22 protein-coding genes are annotated in these 21,918 nt (G+C 63.8%); 9 read left to right on the top strand and 13 right to left on the bottom strand.

From position 1 onward, the window contains the following. Positions 1-153 precede the first annotated feature (153 nt). The 5 genes from ABD791_RS02295 to ABD791_RS02275 all read left to right on the top strand — a co-directional run bounded on the left by ABD791_RS02295 (position 154) and on the right by ABD791_RS02275 (position 5,358). The gene (locus tag ABD791_RS02295) at positions 154-639 is read left to right on the top strand and encodes a flagellar protein FlgN (RefSeq protein WP_345061881.1); all 486 of its coding nucleotides are present in this window, start codon (positions 154-156) and stop codon (positions 637-639) included. Continuing rightward, positions 639-2,051, top strand: coding sequence for a flagellar hook-associated protein FlgK (gene flgK, locus ABD791_RS02290; protein WP_345061879.1), 1,413 nt, complete (start codon positions 639-641; stop codon positions 2,049-2,051). The genes ABD791_RS02295 and flgK overlap by 1 nt, the downstream gene beginning before the upstream one ends. Before the next feature lie 3 nt (positions 2,052-2,054). Continuing rightward, on the top strand, positions 2,055-2,948 hold the full coding sequence (flgL, locus tag ABD791_RS02285; RefSeq protein ID WP_345061877.1) for a flagellar hook-associated protein FlgL: 894 nt from the start codon (positions 2,055-2,057) through the stop codon (positions 2,946-2,948). Further along, positions 2,945-3,406: a flagellar assembly protein FliW gene (gene fliW / locus ABD791_RS02280; RefSeq protein WP_345061875.1), complete on the top strand. Its 462-nt coding sequence runs from the start codon at positions 2,945-2,947 to the stop codon at positions 3,404-3,406. The genes flgL and fliW overlap by 4 nt, the downstream gene beginning before the upstream one ends. A gap of 275 nt (positions 3,407-3,681) precedes the next feature. Continuing rightward, on the top strand, positions 3,682-5,358 hold the full coding sequence (locus ABD791_RS02275; protein ID WP_345061873.1) for an HNH endonuclease: 1,677 nt from the start codon (positions 3,682-3,684) through the stop codon (positions 5,356-5,358). 38 nt (positions 5,359-5,396) lie between these two features. Here ABD791_RS02275 and ABD791_RS02270 read toward each other — a convergent pair whose 3' ends face one another. From ABD791_RS02270 to ABD791_RS02215, 12 genes are all read right to left on the bottom strand, one after another. After that, positions 5,397-6,566, bottom strand: a complete 1,170-nt coding sequence (locus ABD791_RS02270) for a hypothetical protein (RefSeq protein ID WP_345061871.1) — start codon at positions 6,564-6,566, stop codon at positions 5,397-5,399. Continuing rightward, positions 6,544-8,538, bottom strand: coding sequence for a flagellar biosynthesis protein FlhA (locus tag ABD791_RS02265; protein WP_345064441.1), 1,995 nt, complete (start codon positions 8,536-8,538; stop codon positions 6,544-6,546). The genes ABD791_RS02270 and ABD791_RS02265 overlap by 23 nt, the downstream gene beginning before the upstream one ends. 53 nt (positions 8,539-8,591) lie before the next feature. After that, positions 8,592-9,689 carry an EscU/YscU/HrcU family type III secretion system export apparatus switch protein gene (locus tag ABD791_RS02260; RefSeq protein WP_345061869.1) on the bottom strand — a complete coding sequence of 366 codons (1,098 nt, stop codon included), beginning with the start codon at positions 9,687-9,689 and terminating at the stop codon, positions 8,592-8,594. Continuing rightward, positions 9,689-10,447: a flagellar biosynthetic protein FliR gene (gene fliR, locus ABD791_RS02255; protein WP_345061867.1), complete on the bottom strand. Its 759-nt coding sequence runs from the start codon at positions 10,445-10,447 to the stop codon at positions 9,689-9,691. Before fliR ends, ABD791_RS02260 begins: the two co-directional genes overlap by 1 nt. A 3-nt stretch (positions 10,448-10,450) precedes the next feature. After that, entirely contained in the window at positions 10,451-10,723 is a 273-nt protein-coding gene (gene fliQ, locus ABD791_RS02250) for a flagellar biosynthesis protein FliQ (RefSeq protein WP_345061865.1), read from the bottom strand. Continuing rightward, positions 10,723-11,463 carry a flagellar type III secretion system pore protein FliP gene (gene fliP / locus ABD791_RS02245; protein WP_345064438.1) on the bottom strand — a complete coding sequence of 247 codons (741 nt, stop codon included), beginning with the start codon at positions 11,461-11,463 and terminating at the stop codon, positions 10,723-10,725. Before fliP ends, fliQ begins: the two co-directional genes overlap by 1 nt. A gap of 113 nt (positions 11,464-11,576) precedes the next feature. Then, positions 11,577-12,032: a FliO/MopB family protein gene (locus ABD791_RS02240; RefSeq protein WP_345061863.1), complete on the bottom strand. Its 456-nt coding sequence runs from the start codon at positions 12,030-12,032 to the stop codon at positions 11,577-11,579. Beyond that, positions 12,032-12,730, bottom strand: coding sequence for a flagellar motor switch protein FliN (fliN, locus tag ABD791_RS02235; RefSeq protein ID WP_345061861.1), 699 nt, complete (start codon positions 12,728-12,730; stop codon positions 12,032-12,034). The genes ABD791_RS02240 and fliN overlap by 1 nt, the downstream gene beginning before the upstream one ends. Before the next feature lie 2 nt (positions 12,731-12,732). After that, positions 12,733-13,617, bottom strand: a complete 885-nt coding sequence (locus ABD791_RS02230) for a flagellar motor switch protein FliM (protein WP_345061860.1) — start codon at positions 13,615-13,617, stop codon at positions 12,733-12,735. A 125-nt stretch (positions 13,618-13,742) separates the two neighbouring features. Continuing rightward, positions 13,743-14,621 carry an OmpA/MotB family protein gene (locus ABD791_RS02225; protein WP_345061858.1) on the bottom strand — a complete coding sequence of 293 codons (879 nt, stop codon included), beginning with the start codon at positions 14,619-14,621 and terminating at the stop codon, positions 13,743-13,745. Next, positions 14,618-15,421, bottom strand: coding sequence for a motility protein A (locus ABD791_RS02220; protein WP_345061856.1), 804 nt, complete (start codon positions 15,419-15,421; stop codon positions 14,618-14,620). The genes ABD791_RS02225 and ABD791_RS02220 overlap by 4 nt, the downstream gene beginning before the upstream one ends. Continuing rightward, positions 15,421-15,693, bottom strand: a complete 273-nt coding sequence (locus ABD791_RS02215; protein ID WP_345061854.1) for a flagellar FlbD family protein — start codon at positions 15,691-15,693, stop codon at positions 15,421-15,423. Before ABD791_RS02215 ends, ABD791_RS02220 begins: the two co-directional genes overlap by 1 nt. Positions 15,694-15,897: 204 nt before the next feature. Here ABD791_RS02215 and ABD791_RS02210 point away from each other — a divergent pair, with 204 nt between their 5' ends. The 4 genes from ABD791_RS02210 to ABD791_RS02195 all read left to right on the top strand — a co-directional run bounded on the left by ABD791_RS02210 (position 15,898) and on the right by ABD791_RS02195 (position 20,661). Further along, entirely contained in the window at positions 15,898-17,199 is a 1,302-nt protein-coding gene (locus ABD791_RS02210) for an APC family permease (RefSeq protein ID WP_345061852.1), read from the top strand. Between the two features lie 166 nt (positions 17,200-17,365). Continuing rightward, positions 17,366-18,841, top strand: a complete 1,476-nt coding sequence (gadC, locus tag ABD791_RS02205; protein WP_345061850.1) for a glutamate/gamma-aminobutyrate antiporter GadC — start codon at positions 17,366-17,368, stop codon at positions 18,839-18,841. After that, positions 18,838-19,284 carry a hypothetical protein gene (locus ABD791_RS02200; RefSeq protein WP_345061848.1) on the top strand — a complete coding sequence of 149 codons (447 nt, stop codon included), beginning with the start codon at positions 18,838-18,840 and terminating at the stop codon, positions 19,282-19,284. Before gadC ends, ABD791_RS02200 begins: the two co-directional genes overlap by 4 nt. A 3-nt stretch (positions 19,285-19,287) precedes the next feature. Then, positions 19,288-20,661, top strand: coding sequence for a dipeptidase (locus ABD791_RS02195; RefSeq protein WP_345061846.1), 1,374 nt, complete (start codon positions 19,288-19,290; stop codon positions 20,659-20,661). 68 nt (positions 20,662-20,729) lie between these two features. Here ABD791_RS02195 and flgF read toward each other — a convergent pair whose 3' ends face one another. Then, positions 20,730-21,917 carry a flagellar basal-body rod protein FlgF gene (gene flgF / locus ABD791_RS02190; RefSeq protein WP_345061844.1) on the bottom strand — a complete coding sequence of 396 codons (1,188 nt, stop codon included), beginning with the start codon at positions 21,915-21,917 and terminating at the stop codon, positions 20,730-20,732. Between the last annotated feature and the right edge of the window lies 1 nt (position 21,918).

Genomic DNA, 21,918 nt, shown 5'->3' with positions numbered 1-21,918 from the left:
GGGCAGACAGCGTCCTATCTTAGGGGGACACGAATATCCTGGACACAGACCACTTACATCGTTCGTTCACCGGCCGATAGTGCTTGATACGGGAGACTAACCCTGTGGTACTGCCCCACCACCGCGGCCCCGATCAACCCGAAGGAGGTGCCCTTGAGCATTCACGAACTCTCCGCTGTGCTGTGGAAAGAACGCGAGCTACTGGAGCTCCTGGTGTTCAAGCTTGAAGTGGAACGTCTTCTGCTCACGAGCGGAAAAACGCGTTGGATTCAGCGCGCATCTGAAGAGATCGAGCAGGTCACTGGCCGCCTCCGCACTCTCGGCCTGGCCCGCACTGTCGAAGTCGACGCGGTCTCCCTGGAATGGGGAACTCCCGAAGACGCAACGCTGCGCGAACTTGTTGCAGCCGCCCCCACCGAGGTGTGGTCCGAGATTCTCGAATCCCACCTGAATGGCTTGCTCGACCTCACCAACCAGATCAGGGATCTACGGGATTCCAACGAGCAGCTCCTGCGCGCCGCCTCCCGATCGACCCAGGAAACGCTGGCCGGCACCTTCAGTTCGGCCGACACCTACGACGCCCACGGACATGCGGCGTCCCGCCCCGAAACTTCTCGCCTCGTGGACAAGGACATTTAGTGAGCACCTTCAGTGGACTCAACACCGCATATTCAGGTCTTGTCGCATCCCGCACCGGCATTGAGGTTGCCGGTCAGAACATCGCAAACGCGAAGACGGCCGGTTACACCCGCCAGCGAGTGAACCAGGAAGCGATGATTCCCCTGGCTGCGACTGGCCGAATCTCAGCACGCCTCGCGACGGCCGGCCAGGGCGTCAGCGTGACCGGAATCGCTCGTCTCGGCGACTCCTTCCTCGACGCCCGCGTGCGCACGACGTTCGGAACGTCCGGTTACGCGAACGTGCGCGCCTCCTCGCTCAGCACCCTCGAAAAGTCGCTCAACGAACCGAGCACCACCGGCATCTCCTCCCAGCTCGGTGATTTCTGGTCGTCGTGGCAGGATCTCGCGAACAATGCAGGCAAGGCCGCGGCCGGAGCGGTAGTGATCGAGGAAGCCGGCGTGCTCGCCTCACAGATCGCCGCCGGATACACCGCAGTTGCCGACGAGTGGAACGCCGTGCGGTCCACCGCCGGCTCCCAGGCCAACGAACTCAACTTCGCAGCAACCCAGGTCGCCGAACTGAACGTGATCATTCGTGACACGCTCAATCGGGGCGGGTCTGTGAATGAACTTCTTGACCAGCGCAGCCAGTACACCACGGCGATTGCGTCGCTCGCCGGCGGCACCGTCAACGAACGTCCGGACGGCACCGTCGATGTGGTGATCGGTGGCAATGTTCTCGTCTCCGGTGACAGCGCCAACGCCGTTGTGTTGGGCGGATCGACGACCATCGACGGCACGGGCGTGACGCTCGAGTGGGCAAGTCACCCTGGTCGCCCCGTCGCACTCAGCAGCGGCGAGCTGGCCGGCTCGCTCTCCGTTCTGGCACCCACCGCCGGCGGCAAGGGTGGTCCACTCGCCGAGGCAGCTGAGTCGTACAACAAGCTGGCAACCACACTTGCCACGCAGGTCAATGCCGTGCACAGCACGGGGAAGACGGCCACCGGCGCCCCCGGTGGCGACTTCTTCGCCGTGGCCGCGGGACCCGCCGCCCTCGGGTTGTCCGTCATCCCGACGACCAGTGACGAGATTGCGACGGCTGCCGGTAATGCCGGCAACCTCGACGGGTCCAATGCCGACAAGATCGCCCAGCTGCGTCTCGGCGCCAACTCCCCCGATTCGGTCTGGTCGACGTTTGTGACCACCGTCGCCGTCTCCACGAAAAACGCGCTTCAGCAGTCGAAGCTGGCCGACCTCGCGGCCGGCGCCGCCTCATCCGCTCAACTCTCACAGGCGTCGGTCGATGTCGACGAGGAGAACGTCAACCTGGTGATGAGCCAGACTGCCTATCAGGCGTCAGCTCGGGTTCTCACAGCAGTCGATGAAATGCTTGACACCTTGATCAATAGAACCGGACTGGTGGGACGATAACCGATGATCACCCGTGTCACGACCCAGACGATGATGAATTCGTCGCTGCGCAATCTGCAATCTGCATCGTCCGAGCTGGCCCGCCTGCAAGACCAGGCGGGGAGTCGCAAGGCCATCACCCGGCCGTCAGACGACCCCTCCGGAACCGCAGACGCCCTGGCAGTTCGCTTATCGATTGCCTCGAACAACCAGTACGAGCGCAATATCAACGACGGCAACGGATGGCTCACCACGGCGAACTCAGCGCTCACGTCGGTCACCGATCTGATGAAGAAGGCCAAGGACTTGACCGTGCAAGGAGCCAACGACGGCGCCCTCTCCCCGCTCGCCAAAGAAGCAATCGCAGTCGAACTTGAGTCGATCAAGACCGACTTGCTGGCCCAGGCGAACACTGCGTATCTCGGGCGGAGCATTTTCGCCGGGACTTCAGATGCCGGACAGGCGTTTGCCCCCGACTACACCTACCTCGGCGCGGCCGGAACTGTCGAACGACGCGTGTCCGACGGATCGACAGTGCGTGTCGATGTCGACGGGGCGCAGGTCTTCGGTCCAGGCACCGCGCCCACTGCCACCTCTATGTTCGGCGAGATCGATGCGATTGTCGCAGACCTCCGTGCCGGCGTGAATGTCGGCAAGCACCTGCCGACTCTCGACGCCCGTCTCGACACCGTGCTGACCTCGCTCTCCACCGTCGGCGCGCGCCATGCGACAATTCTCGACGCCGCGTCGTCGAATCTGGACCGCAAGGTCGACCTCGAGTCGATGCGGTCCGGAATTGAAGATGTCGACATCCAGAAGATCATCCTTGACCTGAAGATGCAGGAAGTGACATATCAATCCGCCTTGGCGGTGACGGCTCGCACCTTGCAGCCGACATTGATGGACTTTCTCCGATGAGCGCCGCGGAGATGAGCAACGCTGGCGAGAACGTCGCCGGCGAGAGCACCGTCGGCGAGGGCACTGTCGGCGAGGGCACTGCGATGAGATTCACTGCACCGCCGTTTGGACTCGAACCGCTTCGCGATTTCTCTCTGGTTGCTGTCGACGGAAGCACTGGGCTCTACTCCCTGCGCCCCGACGGCTTTCCTCAGACGCGACTGTTTCTGCTCGATGCGGCAGTGCACCTTCCCGGCTACCAGCCCACGCTGTCCGATGAGCAGTGCGCGTCGGTCGAACTCACTTCTCCCGACGATGTGCTGATCTACGTGGTCGTCAATCCCAGTGACGGCGAGTCAACAGTGAACCTGATGGCACCGATCGTGGTGAACCGGCTGACCAGCGTCGCAGCTCAACTGATTCTCGACGACCCGACCTGGCCGCTCAAGGCTCCGCTGGCGTCGCTCGTCGCGCACTGAGCGCATCCGTACCGAGCGCATCCGTACCGAGCACCGAGCGCCTCCGCGCTGAGCGCATCCGTACCGAGCGCATCCGCGATGAGCGCATCCGTTGGTCGAGCCGGTCGAGACCCCCTCCGGCCGACCCTCGAGCGCATCTGACCGGCGGCGACGGATGTGCTCAACCGGGTTTCGATTTCCCCTGTCGAGACCAGGAAACTCCCGGTCCCAGCCGGTTTGTCAACCCCCACCCCAGATTGGGCTGCAGTGTCGGTGGTGTCCGGTTAGCTGAAGATATGGATCAGCTGGAGCTGTTGCAGAACCTGGAGCTAGCGCCCGACGAGGATGACTTCGGGGTGTGTGGTGATTTTGACCCGATGGAGTTTTGCCTGGGCATGAGCCTGGCCGACTTTCCCGGGTTCGTCGACGGCCCGCTGCCCGACGACCCGGAAGACGGCCCGAGGCTGGTGGAGGGCTACACGGCCCGGCTCAACCAGTACCTCGATGTGGCCGTTGACGATCAGAAGCTCACGGCGATGCGTGCCGGGCACTGGGCCCGGGCGATTGACGCGGCCCGGATGTGGTCGCGGGTCTCCGACGAGTACGTGCTCTACAACCCGACGCAGTCCGACTCGCAGCGGGCGGAATGGGCGCACCTGATCTTTGTCCGGGAGGTCAGCGCGCGGTTCAACATGCCCACTCCGACCGCGTCGCATCTGATCGACGAAAGCCAGACCCTCGTGCACGAGCTCCCCGCCACCCTGGCGGCGTTGGAGAACGGGTCGATCAGTTACCGGCACGCTCAGGTGATCATGGACCAGGCGCGCACGCTGCCACCCGAGGTACGGGCCGCGTTCGAGCAGGCTCTGCTGCCCGATGCGCTCCGGCTGCCGGCCCCCCAGTTGCGGCGGAAGGCCATCGCGTTGCGGGAGCGAATGCACCCGGACTCCATCACCGCCCGCAAACGCGCCGCGCTGGCGGAGCGCCGGCTCGCGTTTGAAGCGGCTCCCGACGGGATGGCCTGGTTGAACCTGTTCGGACCGGCCGCGGACGTGCTCGCCGCATTCAACCGAGTCGACGCCGTTGCCCGCCGCCGGCAAGGCCCGACCGAACCGCGCACCCTCACCCAGTTGCGGGCGGATGTCGCCGTCGAGCTGCTGCATGACGGGGAACTGTTCGAGCCGGGCGAGATCACCGCCGAACTGCAACAGCTGCTCGACGACGCCAGTGCCGGTGGCGGCGGTAGCGCCGGTGCCGGTGGCGCTGACGGCGCTGCTGGTGGTGGTGCTGGTGCGAAGCGGACCAAGCGCCGCTCGAAGGCACGCCGCGGCATCCGACCCACCGTGATCGTCACCGTGCCGATGTTCACCCTGATGGGACTCAGCGACGAACCCGCCACCCTCGACGGCTACGGGCCGATCGATCCGGACACCGCACGCGAGTTGTGCGCGAAGGCGCCGTCGTTCCTGCGGTTGATGGTGAATCCGGAGACCGGAGTCCCGCTCTCCCTGGGCCGGGAGCACTACACAGTGCCCAAAGACCTCCGGATCTGGTTGCAAACCCGCGACGGCACCTGTCGCGGCGTGAACTGCGGGCAACCCGCGGCCACCTCCGAGATCGATCACACCGTCGCCTACGGGCACGGTGGCCCCACCGACGCCAACAACCTCGCCCACCTCTGCAAGGCCTGCCACCGGCTCAAACACGCCAGCACCTGGAACCCCGTCGGCCGCGGCAACGGCGTCATCGACTGGACCTCACCCACCGGACGCGTCTACACCACCAGGCCCGCACTCGAACTGCCCGGCACCAGCCTGCCCAACGCCGGGCTTCCCGACGCTGGTCAGACCGAACCTGACCCGTCCGAACCGACGTTCCGCGGCACCGACCTCAACGATTCCGAATCGTCTTCGTGGAACCCCGAATGTTCGAACCCTGCACCGCAGAGCGAGCCAGAGCCGCCGCCGTTCTGACGACTCATCCGGACGGCCGTCACATTGTGCGGCACGAATCAATCCCTTGCACGGGACCGCACGTCGGGAACCCGACCAGACCGATCCGGGGCAACATCCGATCGGCGTTCTGAGCCTCCGAGCAGAAGACCGTCGACCCAACCCACCGGGACTCCGAGCTCCTGCACCGACTCCGGCGTGAGCGTCGTCGCCAGTCCGAATGCGGCGACAGCTTCAACAGTCACCGCTGACGCAAGGTTCTGAACCCACACTCGGGTGTCCTCCTGCTTACGCCCGGCGTCGACAACCACCCAGACCTGGTCTGCTCCGATGTCACGCAACGCAGTTGTCACGTCGCTTCCTGGCTCGATCCCGTAGGCGACGAAAACGCTGCATCCGTTCTGCACTCCGTCGGCACGCGCATGCGCAGCCGACCTCCGGTCCGACACCGTCAACGCACTCTTGAGGGTGATCGTTCCCCCGACGCAGACGGCCGCCGGACCGAATCGACCGGAGAGCGAGTGAGCGACGCGCAGCGCATCGGTGCGCAGACCGACGAGCAGCACGAGATCCCCCGCTGCCTGCGACGGGAGCGGAGGGGTGCGATTCTGAATCGGCGAGGGCGTCGGCAGAAGCGTGGTCGACGGGAATGGCGTCGGGGCCAACCCCGGCGCCGACCCCGAAGCCAGCCCCGAAGCCGAAGCAAAGCCTGAAGTCACAGTGCGGGGCGGAGCCTCGAACGGTGGGAGTGACGGGCGAGGTGAAGGCGCAGGTGAAGGCGCACCCTCCACGTCACCGTTCTGCTGCTGCTCCCCCGGCACCTCGAATGCCGCGTCGGATTCGACCCGAGCCGAAAGCTCGTCGAAGAGTTGATCGAATCGTGCAGAACTGGTCGAGAGCGCCATCGGATCGGCCAGCCGGTCTTCTGCCTCGTCGGCATCCGCCAACAGCGCGGCGATACCCGACCGATTCGGCAGGACCATCCCCCGCACGACAGCAGGCACCGCCTGACCTGCAGAACTCTGTGCAGAAGCCGGCAGAGCGTGCGTGGGCTTCGGCGTCGGCACTTCAACGGTCACTTCGAAGTAGCGCTTGGCGAGAAAACCACCGATTCCGCCCTGCACGACGCTCTCAGCCTTGACGATGCGGGCCGAGGTGCCATGCTCAGCGAGTACCTGGGCTTTGAGCGCCTCGAGGCTCTCCCCTTTAAGAAGTAAGAGCGTCGTCACGGCGCACCACCCCCACAGTCTCAATCTGAATGTTTGACACTGTGGCCTCGTGGTAGGAGAGAACCGGGATTCCGTTCACCTGGGCAGAGACGAGTCGGCGCAAGGCCGGACGCAGCGCAGGCGCGCAGACCAGCACTGCCGAGAATCCCTGCGATTCGCTGGCCGCCATCGCCGCCTTGAGTGAGCCGATGACCGACTCGATCCGGTCGGCATCGATGAGAATCTGGCTGCCGAACTCGGTGGGGCGCAACCCCTCGACCAGCGACTGTTCAAGCACCGGATCGATCATGATGACGCGCAGCGTTCCCTCGTCGAGATACTGCGCCGACAACGCAGGGCCGAGTGCCTGACGCGCAGCCTCGATGAGGCCCTCCGGGTCGACCGATACTTTGGCCCGCAGCGACAGCGCTTCGTAGATGCGTGCCAGGTCGTTGATCGGCACCTTCTCACTGAGCAGTCCCTGCAGCACGCGCTGCAGCTCCGACAGGCTCAATGGTGACGGGGTCAGCTCGTCGACGGCCGATGGGTTGACGGCCTTGACACTGTCGGTGAGCACCCGCACGTCTTCGCGCGAGAGCAGTCGCGCCGCGTTGTCAGTGATGACCGCCGAAAGGTGAGTGACGACAACCGAGACCCGGTCGATCACGATCGCTCCGGTCATTTCAGCCGCGTGACGCATTTCGCTCGGCACCCATTTGCCGGCGAGGCCGAAGACGGGCTCAACGGTCAGCTCACCGGGAAGGCCATCAAGAAAGTCTCCGAGGGCGAGGATCTTGCCGGGAGGCGCGATGCCGCGGCCGACTTCGACCCCGGCGATGCGCAGCGAATAGGTCGAGGGCGGCAGCTCCAGATTGTCGCGTGTGCGCACAGGGGGAACCACGAATCCCATGTCCATCGCAATCTTCTTGCGCAGCGCCTTCACCCGGGCCAAGAGGTCGTCGCTCGCGCCAGACACGATGTCGACCAGGTCGGGAGCGAGAAGAATCTCCAGCGCGTGCACCCGCATCCCGTCGATGATGTCCTCGGTCGTCTCGGGCCGTGGCGCATTCTCCAACCGCTCGGTGGCATCGGCATCCCGACCTGCCTTGGCCTCGGCAGACCTGATCCGCTGAGCCATGATGATCAGAAATGCGCCGACGAGAATGAACGGAATGATCGGCATGCCGGGGATGAAACCCATCACGATAGCCGCGCCGCCGGCGATCAGCAGCGCGGTGCGCGACTGGCCGAGCTGCTTCGACGCGGTCGTGCCCATGTCTTCTTCGGCGTTGGACCGGGTGACGATCATGCCGGTCGAGACGGCCATCAGCAGTGCGGGGATCTGGGTGACCAGTCCATCACCGATGGTCAGCAGCGTGTAGGTGTTGACCGCATCGCCGATTTCCATGCCGCGCTGCAGCATGCCGATGGCGATACCGCCGATCACGTTGATGATGATGATGATGATTCCGGCGATCGCGTCACCCTTGACGAACTTCGAGGCGCCGTCCATGGCTCCGTAGAAGTCGGCTTCGGCCGAGACTTCGGCGCGACGCTTGCGCGCCTCGACGTCGGTGATCAGACCGGCGTTGAGGTCGGCGTCAATGGCCATCTGCTTGCCGGGCATCGCGTCGAGGGTGAAGCGCGCCCCGACCTCCGCGACACGCTCGGCACCCTTGGTGACCACGACAAACTGGATGACGACGAGAATCAGGAAGACCACGGAGCCGATGATGATCGAGCCGCCCACCGCTACGTGGCCGAACGCCTGAATCACCTGGCCGGCATAGCCGTCACCAAGCACCAGCCGCGTCGATGCGACGTTCAGGCCGAGTCGAAAGAGCGTCGCGACCAGCAGAAGCGACGGAAAGACTGAGAAGTCGAGCGGTTTCTTCACGAACATGGTCGTCAGCAGAATCACCAGCGCGAGCACGATGTTGACGATGATGAGCACGTCGAGAATCGGCGCGGGCGTCGGCACGATGAGCAGCATGAGAATGCCGACCACGCCGATCGGAACGGCGATCTTTGACAGGTTGCGGTTCACTATTTTCCTCCGGAACTGAGGTGCGGGACAGTCATGCTGTGCACGCCGGATGCGGCGCCACGACGTTTCAGGGCTGCGACAAAGGTGAGAACTCGAGCGACAGCGTTGTAGAACTCGACGGGAATCTCATGACCGACCTCGCAGGCGGCATGGAGCGCACGAGCGAGGGGGATGTCTGACACCATCGGCACGTTTTCGGCCGCCGCCTCTTCACGAATGCGGGTGGCATTGTGCCCAGAGCCCTTGGCGACCAGGCGCGGGGCTGACTTGCCTGGCTCATACTTGAGGGCGACGGCCACGTGGGTCGGGTTGACGATCACGACGTCGGCGGTGGCAACGGATGCGATCATCCGGTTGCGGCTCATTTCAAGTTGACGAGATCTCCGTTGTGACTTCACCAGGGGGTCGCCGTCGGTGCTCTTGTTCTCGTCTTTGACCTCCTTCTTCGTCATGCGGGTCTGCTTGCGGTTGCGTTTCATCACGACGAAGACGTCGGCTGCGGCCAGCAAGAGCCCGGCGGCGACGGCCGCCACCAGCAACGACGACGCACCCTGCCCTGCCGCGGCGACGATCGCTTGAACGCTCAACCCGCCGGACGTCATCAAGACGGGCATCAGCCCCTGCACGACGGCGTAGAGAACGAGGGCGACCACACCGGTTTTCAGCAGCGTCTTCACTCCCTGCCAGAGCGCCTGGGTGCCAAAAACCCGGCTGATTCCCTTCACCACATTGAACTGCTCGTATTTGCCGGTGAACTTCTTCACGTGCACGCCGCCCTGGGCGACTGACCCGACAAGCACCGCCACCACGACTGCCGCGAGCATGAGCGCGATGGTGGGCATGATCGACGACAGTCCGTCGTTCAGTGCGGTGAGCACGGCGGCGATCTCCGGCTGCTTGGCGACGGCACCGACAGTGAACATCTGGTGTGTGGCCGCTGTCGCCCCCGCCGCGATAGTGGCCGGCAGCATGATTGCTGCCGCACCGACACCGAGCCACGCCGTCACATCCTGCGACTTCTGAAGCTTGCCCTTCTCGCGGACTTCCTTCATCCGCTTCTCGGTGGCGTCCTCGGTTCTTTCTGAAGCGTCAGACACTATTTCACCCCCGTGATCAACCGCACTGCATCGTCGGTGAGCGACCCGACGACGTCAGGCAACGCGGCAATGACGAGCCCGCCGAGGGACAGCGTCAACAGCACCTTGAGCGGAAAACCCATGGCGAAGGCGTTGAGGGCAGGCGCAACCCGGGTCAGCAGGCCAAGACCCGCATCGGCGAGGAAGAGAACGACGATGAGCGGGCCGGCGATCTGCACCGCTGACAGAAACATTTGGGAGACGCCGGTGACCAGCAGTTGGGCCGGGTCAGCGAGATTCATCCCCCCACCGAGCGGAAGCGCGTCGAAGCTCCGAACGAGGCCGCCGATGATGAGTTGGTAACCGCCAGAGGTGACCAACAGGGCGAGCGCAATCATGTGAAAAAGGCGACTGAACTGGGCGCCGTTGATCTGGCTGCCCGGATCGAATCCCTGCGCCATTTGAAATCCGCCGAACATATCGATCAGGTTTCCGGCCGACTGCACGGCGCTGAAGACCAGAAAGACCAAGAACCCGAGCGTCGCCCCCACCAGCAGTTCAAGCACCAGTGCGCCGATGAAACCAGCCGTGTCAAGCGACACATAGCCGGGAGTCACCCGCGGCGCCACCGCAACTCCGAGACCGAGCGCCAGCATCGCCTTGATTCGAGCGGGGATCGCCCGATACGAAAACGGTGGCGCAATCACAACAAAGGCGGTCATCCGCACGCTAGCGAGCATGACGGCTTCGATCCACGACAGGTCGAGAGGGATGTTCATGCATCAGCCACCAAGCAAGGCGGGAATTTTGTCGAACATCGCGTGAGTGAACGACACGATCTCCGCAATCATCCAGTGCCCCGTGATGAGCAGCGCCAGGGCAACGGCGATCGCTTTCGGCACGAACGAGAGGGTGACCTCTTGAATCTGGGTGATCGACTGAAAGAGGGAAATCGCGAAACCGACCACGAGTGCGGTGATCAGCATCGGCGCCGCCAACTTGCCGGCGACGATCAGGGCTTGGAGGCCGATATCGAGAACTGCGCTGCTGTCCATTATTGATAGCTCTCAATCAGCGAGGTGAGAATGAGGGCCCAGCCGTCGACGAGGATGAACAGCAGAATCTTGAACGGCAACGAGATCATCACCGGCGGAAGCATCATCATTCCCATTGACATCAGTGCCGCCGAGACGACGAGGTCGATGACCAGAAACGGGATGAAGATGACGAACCCGATGATGAACGCGGCGCGGAGCTCCGAAATCATAAAGGCGGGGATCAACGTGATCAGATCGACGTTGGCCACGCTATTCGGATTCTCTGCCCCGGCCGCGCGCAGCATCAGAGCCAGGTCTTCCTCACGAGTGAAGTGAAGCATCCACTCGCGGAGCGGAGCCGAACCGGCAGCGATGGCGTCGTTGAAGCTCGCCGTGCCGGCCAGATACGGCTGCACGGCCACGGTGTTCACCTCGGTCAAGACCGGCCACATGATGAACAGGGTCAGAAACATCGCGAGTCCGGCCAGAACCTGGTTCGGCGGGATCGACGGCAGAGCCAGGGCATTTCGTGCCATGGCCAAGACCACGAAGATCTTGGTGAACGAGGTCATCATCAACAGCAGCGCCGGTGCGACGGAGAGAAGCGTGATTCCGATCAGGGTCACGATCGCCGATGACGGGGTCCCGTCTGGCCCGTTGATCTGAAGTGACACTCCGCCGGCGCCGCCGGGGGCGCTCGGGCCGATCGGCTCGCCCGGGTCGCCGGGGGCCGCGAAGGTCGGCCCGGCGGTCAGCATCACGATCGCGCAGGCAATGATCAGCAAGATCGCGGCATACACCGCCCAACGCAACAGGGCGTCAGTGCGCAGCACAGTGTTCGACCCGGGCACCAGAGCCCTGGTGAATGGCACTATTTCAGTCCTTGCCTCAAGGCGGCGAAGGAGAGCTTCCATGTCTCTGCCGAAAGAATTGACCCGCGGAGCATTCCTTGCGATGCGGGTGTGCGAATAAGGTCTCGGCGACGTCCGGGCTGCCCGTCAGCCCCCAGTGATTCGTCGGTGGTGGCCGAAGCCAACGCCAGTGCAAAACTGTCGGCGGGCTGCGGTGCGGCAACCGGGTCTCCGTCGCGCTCGTAGAGCACGCTGACGTTCTGTTCGGTGACGCCGAGCACAAATCTCTTGCCTTCGGCTTCGATAATGACCACCGAGCTCTTCGGCGACAGTCCCTGCCGAGAGATCACAGTGATCGGGTTGGCCACCTGGGCCGCGCGTGACCCTTTGGTCAGCCGTTTATGCGCATACCAAATAACAGCGAGAACCGCGGCGAGCGAGACGATGACCCGCAACGCCAGGAACAGGGTGTCCACTAACTGAGACTGTCCGGAACGTCCATGATCTTCGTCACGCGCACGGCGTAGTCCTGGTCGACGACGACGACTTCACCGTGGGCGATGAGGCGACCGTTCAACAGGATGTCAGCCGGTGCTCCCGCCGACCTGTCGAGTTCGACGACAGCACCCGGTTCGAGAGCGAGCACGTCGCGCACGGACATGCGGGTGCGGCCGATCTCGACAGTCAGCGTCATCTCCACGTTGTTGATGCGGCCGAGCTTTCCCGAAATGGGCTCCGTCGACACCACTCTGCTTGTCGACGCATTGTCGCGCAGACGGATGGCGAACCAGCCCACTGTCTCGTCGCCATCCTGCAGCGTGAAGACCGTGGTGTCGGTGTCGTTGAACAGATCGGCCGCGTTGTCGACCCTGGCCGCACCGAGCACGCCGTGCCCGAGGGTGGATGCCGCCGCTTCGAGCGCCGGACGCAGGATGTCGCTGATGGCGACGTTTGTCGCTCCCTCACCGGTCGCCATGCCGAGCGGGGCGATGTCGACCAATGCGACTGCAAGGTCAGCCGACAGCGAGCCGACGACAGTTGCCTGCACAGCCTCTGAAACCTCAGAGCCGAAGCGGATGCTTGTCTTCCGCGGCGCGGCATGCAACTCAGTGCCGTTCGGGATGAGCGCCGCCAGCGCAGCTGCGGCGTCGGCGTGCAGAGTGGTGCTCAGCATAGTTAGTTCTTCTCCTGGATATCAGTGATGACGCAGGCCAGCCGGGCGCCCGTTGCCCCGACCGCGGCGCGCGCGAGTGTATGGCCGTCGACCGCGATGTCGAGCGGTTTATGGCCGGCATGACCGAGCGAGATCAGGTCGCCGACGGCGAGGGCCAGAATGTCGGAGGGGCGCACGCGCTTCTCCGGAAATTGCAGCGAGACCTCAACGGGCACGTGCGAAACCTGGGTCAGCAGCAGTTCTGCGGCATCGACGAGCGCAACGACCGGGTTGGCGGCGCCGAGCTGACCGAGCAGGATGTCGGCCGGGATCGCCAGGGTCGTCTGTGCCGAGCGCTCCCCCACCTGCACGGTGAAGCTGGCCACGATCATCAGCTCGGATGTCGCAGCCGCCTGAGCGAACTGGGAGTTGTGGTGGATGCTGTCGACCACGATGTCGTTGGCGAGCAGCGGGCCGAATGAGTAGCGCAGGTCGTCGATGGCATCCGCCATGAGCTTGCGCAGCAGAGACTGCTCGATCTGGGTGAACTTGCGCTCCGATTCGGAGTGCGCGCCGGTGCCCCCCAGCATGTGACTGAACCACGACAGCGCCGCCGTGGTCGGCAGCTGCAGCACAGCCTTCGATTCCTGGCCTTCAACGGCCAGCAGCACCATCGCGGTGGTCGACGGAAGCGACGCGGCGTACTCGTCGTAGGTGTGCATGAGCACGTACTCGAAGGTGACCTGCGACCTCACGCGCACCTTGGCGGTGAGCTGTGTTCCCCACTGACGGGCGAAGGTCTCGAGCGCGAGTTCAAGAACGCGCGAGTGCTCCCTAGCGAGCGTGGTCGGTCGACGAAAGTCGTAGACCTCGGCGGCTTTCGCCGTCGACGGCACTGGTGTCTTCACTTCGCTCCGAGGGGTCATCAGCGTTCACAATCGGCACGCATCAGAATTCGGTTAGAAATCCTGACGCCGATTGACACATCATTTTCCCGCCGTCGCTTCAGTACTCCGAAGTCAAAGCATTGGCGCTAGTGAGATGGAGCTGGTGCGGCGGGCCCCGCCTCGGCGCCGGCTACTGCTCCGACTGCTTCGCCAGAACCTTGTTCGGCCGCGAGTATGCCCGGAATCAGCGCACGCACCGAGTCGGGTTGCTTCGAGAGAACGACCACGTCGACGCGACGGTTGAGCGACGACTCTCCCCCGGCGATCGGGCGAGCCGAACCGTAGCCCACCGCGGCCGCGCGCCCCTGGGCGACACCACCCCGCTCAACAAAGAACCGCACGACCTGAGTGGCGCGGCCGCTTGAAAGCTCCCAGTCGGTGGGGTACACGCCAGAGCTGCCGACCGGATCGGCGTGGCCCTCAACAGAGACCTCGTTCGGGATTCCGGCGATGACCGGGGCGATGGTGCTCAGAATCGCGTTGGCCTTGTCGGTCAACACAATGCTGTTTCCCGAGAAGTAGGTCTCGGCGCCGATCAATCCGACGGTGAGACCTCGCTCTGTAATCTGAAACTGCACGGCGTCGGCGAGACCCTGGGACTGCAATCCCGTGTTGATGCTGTCGCGAATTGCCTTGAGGTCGGAGATCTCCTTCTCGGCAAGCACAACGTTGGAGTTCTGAATCGTCGCCTCGTACAGGTCGCCCGTCGAACCGATGTCTTCTGGTTTGACGACGATGCCTGTTGCTGTGTCGACGTTCTCCCCCGCCTCAGTTCCGAAGCCTGTTGCGAGAGACGCCTGCAGCTTCTCGAACTTGTCGGAGTCCACTGTCGAAATCGCATACAAAACGATGAACATGCACAGCAACACCGTGACCATGTCCATGTACGACGCCATCCAACGTTCGTCGTTGTGAGCTTCTTCGTGATCGCCGGTGTCGCGCCGCCGACGGCGGGAGGAACTCACGCCGCCTCGCTGCGGGGAATCTCTGCCTTCGATGCCTTCTGCTTCGACTTCGATGTCGGTTTCGGCACCATCGCAGCGAGACGTTCGCCCAGCAGTCGTGGTTGGCTGCCCGATTGAATCGCGAGCACACCCTCCATGATCAGTGTCATCCGTTCGGTTTCGAGTTCGGCGAGTCGGCCGAGCCGGTCACCGATCGGCAGCCAGATGAAGTTGGCCGACAGCAAACCCCACAGCGTCGCGACGAATGCCGCCGCGATCGACGGGCCCAGGGTTGCCGGCTTGTCGAGGTTTTCGAGAACGTGGGTCAACGAGACGACGGTGCCGATGATTCCCACGGTTGGCGCGTATCCGCCGAGCGCCTTGAAGAACTTTGCCGCCTGGCGATTCGACTTCGACGTGGTGATGACCTCGTCCTCCAGAAGAATCCGCAGTTCTTCGCCGTCGGTGCCATCCGCAATGTTCTGCAGGGCGTTGCGCAGAAAGGGATCCTTGACGTCTGCTGCTTCCTGCTCGAGGGCCAGCAGACCGTTCTTGCGTGCGGTGTCGGCCAGGCCGACCATCTGGTCGATGACCTGTTTCGGCTTCTCCACCTTGCCGCGAAAAGCGTGAGGCAATGCCTTGAGCGCGGCGATCGTGTCGGCGAAGGTCGAGCCGGCCAGACCGACGGCGATCGTCGCACCGAAGACGAGCACCATCGGCGCGGGAAGAAGCAGCGACGAGACGTGCGCTCCCTCGATCGTGATCATGGCGAAGAGAGAGCCGAAGGCCACAAGGAGGCCGATAATTGTTGCGGGATCCATTAGCTTCTCCTCGGTTCCCTGGGCTCGTCGGCGGGAACAGCCTCGAGATGACGGATGCCGGCACTGGACGGTTCAGGGGTCTGGCTTGCGAGGGCAATCACTCGGGCCCGATAACGGGCGATCTTGTCGATGACCTCAGTCATCGGCTCAGTCACGATATAAGTCGAACCATCGACAAGCACCAGCGTCGTGTCGGGATTCTCATGAATCCGCTCGATGAGGTCAGGATTGACCGCGAAATGACTGTTGTTCAGCCGGGTGACTACGATCATTCTGTCCTCGAGTTTGCTAGCGATCTGGTGCTGTCGAGTTCACTGTCGGTCGCCGCGCGTGATTCGTCAGGTGTGGGAGGCGAGAATGCTGACATCCGCTCCGTCGTGACCCGGTTGGCACCACTCAATCCGCCTCTCTCCCACCAGTGGTAGTCTCGCCGCAAGTCTCGAATTCTCTGGCGCACTGACCGTAGGGAGGTTCGCATGTCGACCACGGTTCCGAAGAGGATGACTGTCATTCAGGCGACATTCATTGGCGTGGGTTCGATGGTCGGGGCGGGGATCTTCGCCCTCCTCGGAGCGGCAGGAGCCGTCGCAGGCTCGGCTGTCTGGCTGTCCTTCCTGATCGCCGGCGTCATCGCCGCTTTGCAGGGCTATTCGTTCGCGAAACTCGGCGCCACCTATCCGTCCGGGGGCGGCATGCTCGCCTACCTGGCTCGTGGCTTCGGAGAGGGGCACGTCACGGGAATCTTCTCCTGGCTCTTCTACGTGACAGGGGCCATCGTTGCGGCAATGGTGGCGTCGTCGTTCGGGGGCTATGCCAGCGCCGTCGTGGCCCATGACTCCCCGACCGCAGCCACACTGTTCGCTGTTGCTCTGGTCCTCGTCATGTCCCTCCTCAACGTGGTGGGCTCGACGGCGGTCGCCCGCGTGCAGTCTGCGATTGTGAAGGTGGTTCTCGCTATTCTCGGCGTCTTCGCGATCGTCACCATCGCGAACTGGGACCCCGCTCTCCTCGACCCGGCCGGCTACCCCGGCGTGCGCGAGATCATCGCAAGCGTGGCGCTGACGTTCTTCGCTTTTCTCGGCTTCGGTGTCATCACCTTCACGGCGAAGGACCTCCCCCAGCCGTCGCGGCAGTTACCGCGCGCCATGTATCTGGCCTTGGCGATCGCGACCACGGTGTACGTCGCAGTGTCCCTCGGCGTATTCGGAACACTCACCGCCGATCAGGTCGTCGCGTATGGTGCCACAGCGCTGGCCGAGGCCGCCAAGCCAACGCTCGGGCAGCTCGGATATGTGCTGATGGTGATCACCGCGTTGTTCTCCACGGCCGGAGCAGTGAACGCCAGCCTCTACCCGTCGACGGGAATGACCCAGCACCTCGCTGAAGTCGGACAGTTCCCGCCGGTGTTTGGCCGAACCCTCAGCCGCTGGAAAGCGTCCATCGGCCTGCTGGTGATGGCCGGTCTGACGGTAATAATGGTGCTCGCGCTCGACCTGAACAGCATTGCGTCGCTCGGAAGTGCCGTCGCGCTTCTCATCTTCTCAGCGGTCACGACAGCGCATTTCAGGGTGCACCGGGAGACCGGCGCGAAACTCTTCATGCTCGTCATCGCCCTCATCGCAACTCTGGGCACTTTTGTGGTGTTCTGCACTACGACCCTCGTCAATGAGCCCAAGACCACCTTTGCCTTGCTCGTCATTCTTGCGCTGGCGCTGATTGCCGACCTGCTGTGGAAGCGCACCAGAACCCGTCGAGAGCGCGAGATACCCACATCCTGAAGAGGTATCCACCATTCCCACTTCGATGCATACTCCTTGTACAAAACAGAATGATGCGGTTGGAGGCGGTCAACGTGATGAAAATCGTGAAGTCTCGGGCCCGGCAGTATCGCATTTCAGGTGCGGTGGAGTCGGCTGACATGCGCACATGCACGGGGTTGCTGCCATGAGCGACACGGATCGGGCTTTGGCCAAGCCGAAGGCTCCCCCCGCCGTCATGATCTCCTGGGTCGCCTTGGCCCTGATGACCACCAGCTCAGTGGCGAGTCTTCGACCCGCCCCGACGATGGCCGTTTACGGACTTGCCGCGATCTTCCTCTATCTGGTTCCGGCGATCATCTTCCTCCTGCCCACCTCGCTTGTTGCTGCGGAGCTGGCGTCCGGTTGGGAAGGCGGGGTGTACAAGTGGGTGGCGGCCGGCATCTCCAAGCCGATGGGCTTCCTGGCCGTGTGGTGCCAGTTCGCCATGACCATCTTCTACTACCCCACCTTGTTGGGGTTCGTGGCGAGCACCCTCGCCTATGTGTTCAATCCGGCATTGGCGAGCAACGGCGTCTGGACTGCCCTGGTGATCGTGGTGTTCTACTGGTCAGGGGTCTTTGTCTCCTCCCGAGGCACGAAGGGTGTGGCCGGACTGGCCAGCGGCGGGCTCATCATCGGGACCCTCATCCCCGGGGCGCTGCTCGTCTTCCTCGGCTCGGTGTTCCTGGCACAAGGAAACCCGTCGGCCGCCCCGATGACCGCAGCGAACCTCCTCCCCCAGTGGGCGGGGCTGGCAAGCCTGGTGCTGATCGTCAACAACTTCCTGTCGTACAGCGGCATGGAGATGAACGCGGTGCATGTGTCGTCGCTGAAGAACCCGGCAAAGGAGTATCCGAAGTCGATGTTCCTGGCGATGGGGCTCGTACTGCTCATCTTCATCCTTCCGGCACTGGCGATCTCCTGGATCGTCCCCGCCGAGGAGTTGTCCCTGACCGCCGGTGTCATGCAGGCGTTCGATGCGGTGTTCGCACAGTTCAACATTCAGGGCCTGACACCGATCATCGGAATCATGCTCGTCGCCGCCTCGCTCGGAGGCATGTTGACCTGGCTGGCCGGCCCCTCCAAAGGTCTGCTCCTCATCTCGCGTGAGGAAGGCTACCTTCCGCCGTTCTTGCAGAAGCTCAACGAGAACGGGGTGCAACAGAACCTTCTCGTCGTCCAGGGCCTCGTCACGACGGTGATTGCACTGGGTTATGCCCTCATCCCGAATGTTTCGAGCGCGTACTGGATCTTCTCCGTCATCACCACGCAGGTCTATCTGATCATGTACCTGTTGATGTTCGTGGCTGCGATCCGGCTCAGGAGAATCGACCCTGATCACCCGCGCGGCTACCGGGCACCGATGCTTGTCGGACTCGCCGGAGTCGGATTCTCCGCTTCCCTGGCCGCATTGCTCGTCGGTTTCATTCCGCCGTCGCAGTTCGGCGGCCAGAATCCCATTGTCTACTTCCTCATTGTGGCGGGCGGGGCGCTTGGACTTGGACTCCTCGTTCCATTCCTCTTCTACAAGCTGCGCAAGCCTTCCTGGAAGCAGCCGGGGCAATCGGACCAACCCGAACAGCCTGACCAATCGACTCAGCCGGAGGTGACGGAATCATGAGCACCGTCAAGGAGACTTCGACGAGGCGTGGGCGATCGATCACCTACATCATCTCCGTTGTCCTCCTCATTGTTCTCGCGACGATCGGACTGTTCACCTTCCGGTCGGCCAACGAGACCGCACGGGCTGCGGAGAAAGCCGACCAGTTGATCGCGAACATCGAGGCCACCGGCGCGACGGCGCCCTCGCGAGACCAGATCATTCGGGTTCTCGGCGACGACGGCGGCGCGGTGTGCGCCAATCCGAATGACGCGTTGAGTCAGGCGCTGTTCTTGAGCCAACTCGTCAACGGCTCCGGTGGCCCCGGCACCCGCCCGGTGATCGCGGAGAGCAGGGCCGTTCAAGGTCAGCTGATGATCATCCAGGTGTATTGCCCGGAAGAGCTCGCTCAGTTCCAGGAATTCGTCAATGGTCTTCAGACAACTGACTCGGGCGGCCAGTAGGCCATGGACGACCTCCGCTCCCGGCTCGCCCAGCTACTTCCGGCCGCGCGGGATGAACTTGCCGAATTCGTTTCCATCCGCTCAGTTGCCGACCCGCGCCAGTTTCCGCCCGACGAATGCACGCGGGCCGCACAGTGGGTCATCGACAAGTTCATCGAACTCGGCTTCGACGACGCCCACCTCGAACGCACGCCGGACGAGAGCGATGCGGTAGTCGCGTCACGGCCCGCACCCGACGCAGACGCGCCGACTGTGCTTCTCTATGCGCACTACGACGTGCAACCTCCGCTCGACGACTCGGCCTGGCGCACGCCACCATTCACCCTGACCGAGGTGGACGGCCGCTGGTACGGCCGGGGCGCCGCCGACTGCAAGGGCAACATCCTCGCGCATCTTCTCGCACTGCGGGCCCTCGGTGACGAAGCCCTCCCGGTGAACCTCAAGCTGGTGGTCGAAGGGTCGGAGGAACAGGGAACCGGCGGACTGGAAGCGTTCGTCGCGCAGAATCCCGAGCTTCTGCGTGCCGACACGATCTTGGTCTGCGACACGGGCAACGCCGCGGTCGGCCGTCCAGCCGCGACAATCACCCTGCGCGGATTGGTCAATGTGGTGGTGAGTGTCGAGACCATGGCCTCCGAACTGCACTCAGGCATGTTCGGCGGCGCAGCGCCGGATGCCCTCGCCGCGTTGGTCAGTATGCTGGCGACGCTTCGAGACAGCCGAGGAAACACGACGATCGCGGGGCTGGACACTACCCAGACGTGGAGCGGCGAGGCATACCCGGCCGACCAATTCCGTGCCGATGCCGGTGTGCTCGATGGGGTCGAGCTGCTCGGCGACGGTACGGTCGCCGACATGCTCTGGGCCCGGCCTGCCGTGACGATCCTCGGCATCGATTGCCCGTCGGTCGTGGGTTCGACGGCCGCGATCGTGCAACGTGCCGCCGCGCGCTTGAACCTGCGCATCCCGCCCGGTGTCGCCGTCGCCGAGGCCGAGGCGGCGTTTGCCGACCATCTGCGTGCCGCAGCCCCGTGGGGCGCGCGTGTCACGGTCGAGACCGAGGGCACCGGCTCTCCCTTCGAGGCGCAGACCGGAGGACCGGCATTTCGTGCCTTGGCCGACGCGATGCTCGAGGCATTCGGACGGCCGATGACCACCCTGGGGCAGGGCGGATCGATCCCGCTCTGCACGGTGTTCGCCGACACCTACCCGGAAGCCGAGATCGTGCTGCTCGGAGTGGAGGAGCCCCTGGCACTCATCCACGCACCGAACGAAAGCGTCGATCCGAGCGAGATCCAGGCGCTGGCCCTCAGCCTGGCGTTGTTCCTTCGACGCTACCCGTCGCCAAGCGACGAACCCGGCCCCTCTGCAGCGTGATCAACACCATCTCACAGCTGTGGCCCCGGCAACTCGCCGGGGCCACAACCAGGTGGGAGGGTTCCCGGCTAGCGCTTGAGGTTCGTCAGCTCCTGCAGCACCTCGTCTGAGGTGGTGATGATGCGGGCATTCGCTTGGAAGCCGCGCTGGGCGACGATCAGGTTGGTGAACTCCTGCGAGAGGTCGACGTTCGACATTTCGAGGTAACCACCGGCCAGCTGGCCGAAGCCGGGGGCCCCGGCAGCGCCGAGAACCGCATTGCCCGAGTTTGCGCTGCCGCGGTAGGTCGATCCGCCGGCCTTCTCCAACCCACCGGGGTTGGCGAAAGTGACGAGGGCGATCTGCGCGATGGTGCGCGTCTCCCCGTTGCTGAATGAACCGAGCACGGTTCCGTCGCCCGAGATGGTGTATCCCGTCAGGGTGCCGGCCTTGGCACCGTTCTGGCTGTTCACAGCGATCGTCGTGAGGTTGGCAAAGCCGGTGACCTTCGACAGATCCATCGTCACTCCGCCGACAACGAATGCCGCGGGGTTCCCTGCAACACCGCCGACCGTGGCCCCGGTGAGCACGCCGTTGGCGAACTCCAACGAACCAGAGGGGGTGACGCCATCGCCGACATCCCAGCCGGTTGCGGTCTTCGTGAAGGTGAGGTTGAGTTTGGTCTCCCCGCCTGCCGCATCAAAGACGCTGACCTCACGGCTGAGCACCGTGCCGTTGGCGACCTCATTGGGAAGGTTGCCGCCGACATCCGCCGTGGTCGTCACCTTGGCGGGGATCGTGGCCTGCAGCGGCAAGGTGATGTTGCCGACAGCGGCACCGACCGGAATCTGACCGTTGACCGCCGTGCGCCCCTGCACGAACGAGCCGTCTGCGGTGACGAGACGACCGAGCTTGTCGAAGTCGAACGCACCGTTGCGGGTGTACAGCGTTTCGGCGCCCGACTGCACGAGAAAGAAGCCGTCGCCCGAGATCATCAGGTCGGTTCCCTTGCCGGTTGCCTGGGAAGATCCCTGCGCGAAGTTCGTCGAGATGGCAGCAACCTGCACGCCGAGACCGACCTGGGCCGGGTTGGTGCCGCCGGCCTCGACCTGTGCGCCGGTGCCGTTCTTCACCACCTGCGAAAGGGTGTCCTGAAACTGCACGGCCGACGACTTGAAGCCGACGGTGTTGACGTTGGCAATGTTGTTGCCGGTGACGTCAAGCATTGTCTGGTGTGAGCGAAGTCCGGAGATGCCGGAGTAGAGCGAACGAAGCATG

This window comes from Glaciibacter kafniensis (assembly GCF_039538945.1).
GTDB lineage: Bacteria > Actinomycetota > Actinomycetes > Actinomycetales > Microbacteriaceae > Cryobacterium > Cryobacterium kafniensis.
Note: the sequence above shows the minus strand (reverse complement) of the source record. Positions and strands in the feature narration are given on the sequence as shown.